The 8276-nt window shown below is 51.0% G+C and carries 9 protein-coding genes; 4 read left to right on the top strand and 5 right to left on the bottom strand.

The features are described from left to right. Positions 1–297 (bottom strand): EscU/YscU/HrcU family type III secretion system export apparatus switch protein (locus KQJ18_RS19315; protein ID WP_216422520.1); only part of this gene is annotated, 297 nt, incomplete at its 3' end. A gap of 491 nt (positions 298–788) precedes the next feature. On the opposite strand from KQJ18_RS19315, the gene KQJ18_RS19310 reads away from it, so the two are divergent. The 4 genes from KQJ18_RS19310 to KQJ18_RS19295 all read left to right on the top strand — a co-directional run bounded on the left by KQJ18_RS19310 (position 789) and on the right by KQJ18_RS19295 (position 5813). Further along, the gene (locus KQJ18_RS19310) at positions 789–1364 is read left to right on the top strand and encodes a fimbrial protein (RefSeq protein WP_087856046.1); all 576 of its coding nucleotides are present in this window, start codon (positions 789–791) and stop codon (positions 1362–1364) included. A 79-nt stretch (positions 1365–1443) separates the two neighbouring features. Then, positions 1444–2139 carry a molecular chaperone gene (locus KQJ18_RS19305; RefSeq protein WP_150345122.1) on the top strand — a complete coding sequence of 232 codons (696 nt, stop codon included), beginning with the start codon at positions 1444–1446 and terminating at the stop codon, positions 2137–2139. Then, the gene (locus KQJ18_RS19300; protein WP_185655864.1) at positions 2139–4667 is read left to right on the top strand and encodes a fimbria/pilus outer membrane usher protein; all 2529 of its coding nucleotides are present in this window, start codon (positions 2139–2141) and stop codon (positions 4665–4667) included. The genes KQJ18_RS19305 and KQJ18_RS19300 overlap by 1 nt, the downstream gene beginning before the upstream one ends. 186 nt (positions 4668–4853) lie before the next feature. Continuing rightward, positions 4854–5813, top strand: a complete 960-nt coding sequence (locus KQJ18_RS19295) for a fimbrial protein (protein ID WP_227410468.1) — start codon at positions 4854–4856, stop codon at positions 5811–5813. 50 nt (positions 5814–5863) lie between these two features. Here the strand turns inward: KQJ18_RS19295 and cheZ are convergent, their stop codons facing one another. The 4 genes from cheZ to KQJ18_RS19275 all read right to left on the bottom strand — a co-directional run. Beyond that, positions 5864–6508 (bottom strand): protein phosphatase CheZ, encoded by a 645-nt coding sequence (cheZ, locus tag KQJ18_RS19290; RefSeq protein ID WP_038643245.1) that lies wholly within the window; start codon positions 6506–6508, stop codon positions 5864–5866. Between the two features lie 13 nt (positions 6509–6521). Next, positions 6522–6911, bottom strand: coding sequence for a chemotaxis response regulator CheY (cheY, locus tag KQJ18_RS19285; RefSeq protein WP_038641468.1), 390 nt, complete (start codon positions 6909–6911; stop codon positions 6522–6524). An 18-nt stretch (positions 6912–6929) separates the two neighbouring features. Then, positions 6930–7979, bottom strand: coding sequence for a chemotaxis response regulator protein-glutamate methylesterase (locus KQJ18_RS19280; RefSeq protein WP_038641470.1), 1050 nt, complete (start codon positions 7977–7979; stop codon positions 6930–6932). Next, on the bottom strand, positions 7976–8276 hold a 301-nt coding region (locus KQJ18_RS19275), incomplete at its 5' end, for a CheR family methyltransferase (protein ID WP_275945698.1). The genes KQJ18_RS19275 and KQJ18_RS19280, both read right to left, overlap by 4 nt.

The following is an 8276-nucleotide window of genomic DNA, read 5'->3' as shown; positions in this document are numbered from 1 at the left end:
GCCAGTAATCAACGGCAACAGCGCAATCATCGCGTCTTTAATCAGCAGGATGATTTGGCTGAGGATCAGATTGGGGTCATTGACCATACTGTGGTCAAACCGTAGTCCAGCCGACAGCATGCCAGCCAGTCTGCGGGCCAGCGACTCTCCACCAATCCAGATAATGCACACTCCCACCAGCAAAATAAGCAGTGAAGTCAGCTCCTTGGATCGGGGGATCTGCCCTTCCTCCCGGGCTTTTTCAAGTCGGTGGGGTGTGGGGGCTTCTGTTTTGTCGTCGTCGCTTTCTTCTGCCACAGTACGTGCTCGCTGCCCATTACGTCTGACTTATCATGCCAGCATGGTCCGTAAGCAATGGCGAGAAAAAACCGCGCAATCATGCTCTTTTCGGGGTTTACCCGGCGGATAGATCCTGCGCAATATCGTCTCATCGTCGGCTAAAATCGCTTTCACAGCATAATATTTATTAATTTCTGAATTAAGAAACATTAAAAAAAGACGAACATAACTCTGTTAACAGAACAAAATCGAATAAAAAAATAGCAATTCCGCCTAAGTTTTAGAAGAAAGCAATATAAGAAATGCTTAACATAATCACATTATATATCATTCCCTTCAGACTCAATAATAAAATAAAAAATCATAAGCTTTAATTATAACCCACTTAACCCCACCCTACTCCACAACGATTAAACCTCATGTATACTGGCGGCCGAATAATATTACCGTTGAGCTACACCCATATTTTTATGGAATAAAATATTAACACTTACAGGGATTATCAAATCATGAAGATGAAGAAAAGCGCTGTATTTTTTGCTCTGCTGTCAGCATATTCACTTAATGTATTAGCCGCAGAAATGAATGCAGGGACGATTCATTTTACCGGAGAAATTATTGAACCAAGTTGTGTCATTGATGGAGATAATGGTACGGACAGCACTATACCGCTGGGTACGTGGCCGACATCATTATTTACCACTGTAGGTACAGAAACAGATCTGGTTGATGTCGATATAAAACTGACTGACTGTCCGGTGACGACTGAAGGTCTGACTTCCGTGCAGTTAACCTTTAATGGCCCTACCGCATTAACCAAGTCCAATACGCTTCTTGACGTCAGTCAGATCACGACCGCAGGAGAGACGGCAGCTACCGGAGTGGGTATTGCACTTAGCCCGATCAACTCACCAACAACATTGTTGGCCTTCGATGGTTCAGAGGGGCAAGTTTATATTCCGCTATCAACAGAGTCCACCGATACCATTCAGGCTCACCTTCAGGCTCGCTATAAATCGTTCGCAAAAGAAGTCACCGCTGGCCCGGCTGATGCGGACATGACAATTAATATTTTATATCGCTAACACTTTCTATTTTTACGCCTGGAATACTTCCAGGCGCTTAATACCATCGATAATATTTAACCTATTACGGGTCCATTTTATGCGCATCCTTATTATGGTGGCATTATTCCCTCCTCTCTTTTACTCGTGTTTTTGTCCGGCGAGTGGAATTCAGGTTGGCCGCACACGGATTATTTTTGACGCTAACAAAAAAGAGGTCGCGCTGGCGCTGACTAATACTGACACGCAACTGCCATGGTTAATTCAGTCGTGGACCGATACGGGGGATGAGAAGACGCGCGGACCTTTTATCGTTACCCCGCCGCTTTTTCGCCTCAATGCGCAAAAGGAGCAGAGCCTGCGTATCACCTGGAACGGCACGCCACTGCCAGAGAATAAAGAATCGCTGTTTTATATGAACGTGCGCACTATTCCGGCTACCGCCAAAGAAAATGAAAGTAAAAATATTCTTCGGCTAATCTATAAAACCCGTCTCAAACTGCTCTGGCGCCCTAAAAATATTACGGGTTCACCGGCACAAAGCTGCGAGAAGTTACAGTTTGTGCGTTCAGGTAACCAGTTACAGATAACGAATAATAACGCCTTCTATACGGTTTTCGATAGCTTACACTTGGGCGCAGTTTCACTTCCGAAGGCGGATATGGTGGCACCTTTCAGTACCGCCACTTTCCCGCTGCCCGTGCAAGCTAACGGTGATCAGGTTACCTGGCACTGCATTACCGACTACGGAAATGCCTCGCAACAATACTCGGCCCCGTTGAGCAAGGGGGGTTAATGTTGCGACGTTCTACGTTTGCTCCTTCGAGGCTGTCGCTGCTAATCCGCGGTCTTCTCAGCATTGCATTTGTCGTTTCAGGCCATGCTTTCGCACGGGAATATTCCTTTTCCTCTTCATCACTGGAGGGCAACGAACTCTCGCAACAGGATATCGATTTGTCGCTTTTCTCCCGCGAAAATGCGCAACTGCCCGGTACCTGGCCTTCGCGGCTACAGCTCAATAAGACGTTGCTGGGTGAAGAACCGGTTACCTATACAAGTGCCACGGATGGTACGCTTCAGGCACAGTTCACGCCGGAAATGCTGCGCCACTGGGGCGTTAAAATTGAGAACTATCCAGCACTTGCGGATGCACCAGCGAATGTACCTCTCCCACACCCTCTGGGGTATTACATCCCGCAAGCCTCATCATCGCTCGACTTTTCCACGATGACGCTCAATATCAGCATGCCGCAGGCCGCCATTGCGAATCCGGCCAGGGATGGTATTGACCCGTCACTGTGGGATGACGGCGTACCGGTTCTGTTTACGGATTACAGTTATTCAGGTTCACAGACCCGTGACGGTAACCATAATACCTCTGACAGCCAGTACCTCAATCTGCGTAGTGGTCTTAACCTGGGCGGGTGGCGGGTACGCAACTATTCTACCTGGAGCAAATCTGAAAGCATCAATGCCTGGGATGCCATTAATACCTATCTGCAGCATGATATTGATGTGCTACGCAGCCAGTTTACCGCGGGTGAAAACAGCACCCGTGGCGATGTCTTCGACAGTATTCAGTACACAGGTGTAAATCTGGCCTCCGATGACGAAATGTTACCGTTCAGCCAGCGCGGCTACGCGCCCGTTGTACGCGGGATCGCCAGTTCAAATGCGGAAGTCTCCATCCGGCAAAATGGCTATTTGATCTACCAGCAAAACGTTGCCCCGGGGGCTTTTGAGATTTCCGATCTCTACTCGACAACCAACAGCGGCGATCTGGATATCACGGTAAAAGAAGCCGACGGAACGGAGCATCATTTTACCCAACCCTACTCCAGCACCGCCGTGATGTTACGTCCCGGCAGGATAAAATACGAAGTCACCGCGGCCCGTTACCGGGCGGCCAGCAGCAGCGACGAGAAAGAACCCGAATTCGCCCAGGCCAGTTTTATCTACGGTTTGAACAATGCCGCAACGCTGTTCGGCGGAGTCACCTCTTCTGGTGATTATCAGGCTGCGAACGCCGGGATCGGTATAGCACTGGGCGAGTTGGGCGCCCTTTCGGCTGACGTCACGGCAGCCAGAGCCACGCTGGATAATGACCAAACAAGTTCCGGGCAGTCGTATCGCCTGCTTTACTCGGGCAAGATCGAGCGTACCGCCACCAACTTCACGCTCGCCAGCTATCGCTATTCTACGCAGGGCTATTACAGCTTCAGTGATGCCAATAAGAAATACAGCGGTAATGAAGATGACCTGATGTTCAGCTATAACAAACGCAACCGAATTCAGGCCAGCATCAGCCAAACATTGCTGGGCAGCAGCATCTACCTGAACGGTTATCAGCAGGACTACTGGGGAACCTCAGAAACTGAACGCAGCCTGTCTGCCGGAGTAAATACGACAATAAATGGGATTAGCTATCATCTGACTTATACCTACAGTAAAACCAGCGATCGACAAGACGATCAGATGATCGCCTTTGGACTCAGCGTGCCTCTCAGCCGCTGGTTGCCCAAAGCATGGTCGACCTATAACGTCAGCAGCAGCAAACATGGCTATACCCGCCATAATATCGGGTTGAACGGCACGCTACTTGACGATCAGCGTCTGAGCTATTCCCTGCAGCAAAGCCACAGCAATCACGACGGCGAAGATACCAGCAGTCTGTACAGCAGCTACCGCTCGCAATACGCCAGTTTGAACGCCGGCTATTACACTTCATCGGACCGCTCGCAACAGTTGAATCTGGGTGCCAGCGGCGCGATTGTCGCCCATCCTCACGGCATCACCTTTTCTCAACCATTGGGCGATCAGTTTGCCATAGTCTCTGCTCAAGGGGCAAAAGGCATCCGCTTTCAGAATCAGCGCGGTGTCCGCACCGACTGGCAGGGTAATGCTGTCATCCCCTCCCTGACGCCGTATCAGAAAAACAGCATCCGAATTGATACCACCAGTCTGCCGGATGATGTTGATACCGATGCAACTGCCACCACCGTCATTCCAAGCCGTAGCGCAGCGGTGGCGGCAAACTTTGTCGCGCACATCGGTTATCGGGCGCTTCTCCATCTCACCAATGCCAGGGGACAAGTGATTCCTTTCGGTGCAATGGTCTCCGTCGATAATGCCTCAATTCTCGGCATCGTTGATGATACCGGCACCGTCTACCTCGCAGGGGTTCCGGCGACCTTTCCGATAACCATTCAATGGGGTAAGGCTCGTGAACAACAATGCCATGCCAGCGTGGTCCTCCCTGAGCCCGAACACGCTGCGAATCTCGCAGGGATTCTCTCTACTCAGGCCATTTGCAAACAGGAATAATATATGCGCCACATTTTTGCGGTCGTATTGACCTCGGTTCTCTTTATATTGCCAGCCTCAGTCCAGGCTGCGATAACGCTATTATCAAATTGCTTTGGAGCATCTGCTGACTATTCAGTGTCATATGAGCATGAACTCAGCAGCACAGAAAACAATACAAATTATTCATACTTAACGGGAAGCTACATGCCAGGTACCGGGACTGAGATCGAAGCCAATTGCACATGTCCCGCCAATACCACATCAGCATCGATGATTTATGAATACAACTTCGCCGGTAGTCCGCTGACGGCAGGCGTCAGTGGATACGGAGTCTTAACAGAGAACCTGGATATCAAGGTTTCGGGATTTAACGACGCTATCGACAATCCCGATGGCATGGGGTTAAGTGAGATCAAAATCACCGAGTACCCGACCCCAATCGGCAATATGGGCAGTCAAAAGGCAGACCAAAAACTGTCGGAAGGGACGGCAGATGTCTGTAACAACGAAACGCGACCGACCGGTGGCGCAACGGTCAAACGAAAGTTCAAGCTCAGCGTGATTCGCTTTTATCTGTACATTAAAAAACCGATATTGGGTGAAGAGATCATCGACCCCACGCTGGTTGTGCAAAGCTATGCCTGTCTGTATACAGGAAATGGTTCATGCCGCAACACCGATGCTCAACTGGTGTCCAATATCTGGCTGAGCGGTAAGCTTACCGCCCCTCTCAGTTGTACGATTAATGCTGGAAGCACCATTGAGGTTGATATGGGGAGTATTATCAGCAGTCAGTTTGTTAACCAGGGTCAACCGCCAAAAGGCTATACGCTGAAAGATGTCGATATCGCCTACCATTGTGACGGCCCCGCCATCAGCAACAGCGACAAGATTAAGCTGACGTTGACCGCCGATCAGGGCGTGGTAGAGGGTAGTCAGTCCTACATCGCCAAACTGATTGGCAGAAACGATCTCGGTATCAGAATGTTTGATGCAAATAATCAGAACGTAGTACTGGATGGTTCTGTGGACTTTCCGGTTACGCTGGATGAACAGGGAAATGGCATAATTAACATGACGGCCGCGCCGGTCTCTACCACCGCCAGCCGCCCGGAACCAGGAAGCTTTGAAGGCAACATGACCGTTAAAATGGATTTACGCTGAGAACTTTCCCCTCAGACCTACTCTGCGGCCTGAGGGGACTCGCGCAACAATCAGAACCCGAGACTATCCAGCAGGTCGTCAACCTGATCCTGACTTGCCACCACGCCGGCTTTTGAGGTGTCAACCTGTGGGCCGTTCAGCAAGCTTTCGTTTTCACGTTTTGGACGAGCGCCCTGCTCCGGAATGTTTTCCAGCAGAACCATCAGCAGCTGACGTTCAATCTCCTGGATAACATCCATCATACGCTTGATGACCTGACCGGTGAGGTCCTGGAAATCCTGCGCCATCATGATGTCCAGCAACTGGGCATTGGTGAAGCTGGTATGTCCGGGCACGTCACCAAGAAACTGACGGGTGTCGGTGACCAGCTCCCGGGCGTCAGACAGCTCGATCGGATTTTCGAACCATTCATCCCAGCGTTTTGTCAGCTCTTTGGCCCCTTTTTCCATCGCGTCCTGGTGCGGTTGCGAAGCTTCCACGCTGTTCAGCGCGCGCTCTGCCGCCTGTGCAGTCATTTGCACAACGTAATCGAGACGATCGCGGGCATCGGGAATCGCTTCCGCCGCTTCGGCAATAGCCTGATCCAGCCCCAGTTCGCGCAGGCTGTCGCGCAGCATTCGGGTCAAACTGCCGATGCGCGCGATGATGTCCCCTGCTGAGTGTTCGTCAGCAGGTTTAATTTGTGGTTGCATCATCATTATCACACCCTCACATGCCCAGTTTCTCAAAGATCTTATTGAGTTTTTCTTCCAGCGTCGCCGCCGTAAACGGTTTAACGACATAACCACTGGCGCCTGCCTGTGCTGCCGCAATAATGTTTTCTTTCTTCGCTTCTGCCGTGACCATCAGCACTGGCAGGGAAGACATTCCGCCATCTGCACGAATGGTTTTCAGCAGTTCCAGGCCGTCCATATTCGGCATGTTCCAGTCGGAAATGACAAAACCGAATCCCCCAGTCTGCAGCTTATTCAGCGCATCCACGCCGTCTTCCGCCTCTTCAACATTGTTGAACCCCAGCTCTTTGAGCAGGTTACGCACGATGCGACGCATGGTGGAAAAGTCATCCACAACCAAAAACTTAAGCTCTTTATCCGCCATAAAAAATAGACTCCTGATTCAAATACGTATTGCCTGTCCGGCACTGATTTTCGCCAGCATTTGCTGGCTTACCTGGCTAAGATCGACCACTTCGCTTACGCCACCCATATTGATGGCCTCGCGCGGCATGCCGAACACCACACAACTTGCTTCATTTTGCGCAATGGTCCAGGCGCCAGCCTGGTTCATCGCTAACATTCCGGCGGCGCCGTCGTTGCCCATGCCGGTCAGGATCACTCCCACCGCATTACGCCCCGCATGTTTTGCCACCGAATGGAACAGCACATCCACTGAAGGCCGGTGCCGGTTAACCGGCGGGCCGTCATGAATTTTTATTTGGTAGTTCGCGCCGCTACGCGCCAGCTCCATATGTTTGTCACCGGGCGCAATATACGCATGCCCCGGGAGAACGCGTTCCCCGTCTTCGGCTTCTTTCACCGTGATCTGACACAGTTTGTTCAGACGTTCGGCGAACGAGCGGGTAAATCCTGGCGGCATATGCTGGGTGATAAGAATACCTGGACTTGAAAGCGGCAATGGCTGGAGTACATGGCGAATTGCCTCTGTTCCTCCGGTTGAGGCGCCAATCACCAGCAATTTTTCCGAACTGAGTAATGGCCCTGCTTTCAAGGTCGTTGGTGCTGCCATGGGTTTATGAGCCGCCAGTTTTGCCCGCGACGCAGTGCGGATCTTCTCCGCGATCATTTCGCTGTAGGCCAGCATCCCTTCACGGATCCCCAACTGCGGTTTAGTGACAAAATCAATCGCCCCCAACTCCAGCGCCCGCAACGTGACCTCTGAACCTTTACCGGTCAGAGAAGAGACCATGACGACCGGCATCGGACGCAGACGCATCAACTTCTCAAGAAAGTCGAGACCGTCCATGCGCGGCATTTCCACATCCAGTGTCAGTACGTCGGGATTGTATTTTTTGATTAAATCCCGGGCGACCAACGGATCTGGCGCCGTCGCCACCATTTCCATATCACTGTGGCTGTTAATAATTTCGGTCATGATTTGACGCATCAATGCAGAATCATCAACCGACAACACCCTGATTTTACTCATGCTTTATCCTTACCTGGCGCATGCGCATACACGGTCTGTCCACGCAGGCTAAACTCGCGCACGAGGTTGCTAAAGTTTTCTGAATGACCTGCGAACAGCAGCCCATCTGGTTTAAGAAGTGGAACAAAACGGTGCAATATGTCCTGTTGCGTCGTTTTATCGAAGTAGATCATTACGTTACGGCAAAATATGGCATCGAAGGGCCCAGGCACGTTGTACTGCTTATCCAGTAAATTCACGCTGGAAAATTCAACATGCCCCGCCAGTTCCTGCCGGACGCGTACCAGCCCTTCATGC

Origin of the sequence: Citrobacter sp. S55_ASV_140 (genome assembly GCF_018919505.1) — a bacterium.
GTDB classification, from domain to species: Bacteria; Pseudomonadota; Gammaproteobacteria; order Enterobacterales; family Enterobacteriaceae; genus Citrobacter; species Citrobacter werkmanii.
The sequence above is the reverse complement of the archived record's forward strand: the minus strand, read 5'-3'. Positions and strand labels throughout refer to the sequence as shown.

Bases quoted from the DNA above. Each gene is read 5' to 3' on its own strand.
- KQJ18_RS19305 (WP_150345122.1), top strand. From the start codon at position 1,444: ATGCGCATCCTTATTATGGTGGCATTATTCCCTCCTCTCTTTTACTCG.
- KQJ18_RS19280 (WP_038641470.1), bottom strand. From the start codon at position 7,979: ATGAGTAAAATCAGGGTGTTGTCGGTTGATGATTCTGCATTGATGCGT.
- KQJ18_RS19300 (WP_185655864.1), top strand. From the start codon at position 2,139: ATGTTGCGACGTTCTACGTTTGCTCCTTCGAGGCTGTCGCTGCTAATC.
- cheY (WP_038641468.1), bottom strand. From the start codon at position 6,911: ATGGCGGATAAAGAGCTTAAGTTTTTGGTTGTGGATGACTTTTCCACC.
- KQJ18_RS19295 (WP_227410468.1), top strand. From the start codon at position 4,854: ATGCCAGGTACCGGGACTGAGATCGAAGCCAATTGCACATGTCCCGCC.
- KQJ18_RS19310 (WP_087856046.1), top strand. From the start codon at position 789: ATGAAGATGAAGAAAAGCGCTGTATTTTTTGCTCTGCTGTCAGCATAT.
- cheZ (WP_038643245.1), bottom strand. From the start codon at position 6,508: ATGATGCAACCACAAATTAAACCTGCTGACGAACACTCAGCAGGGGAC.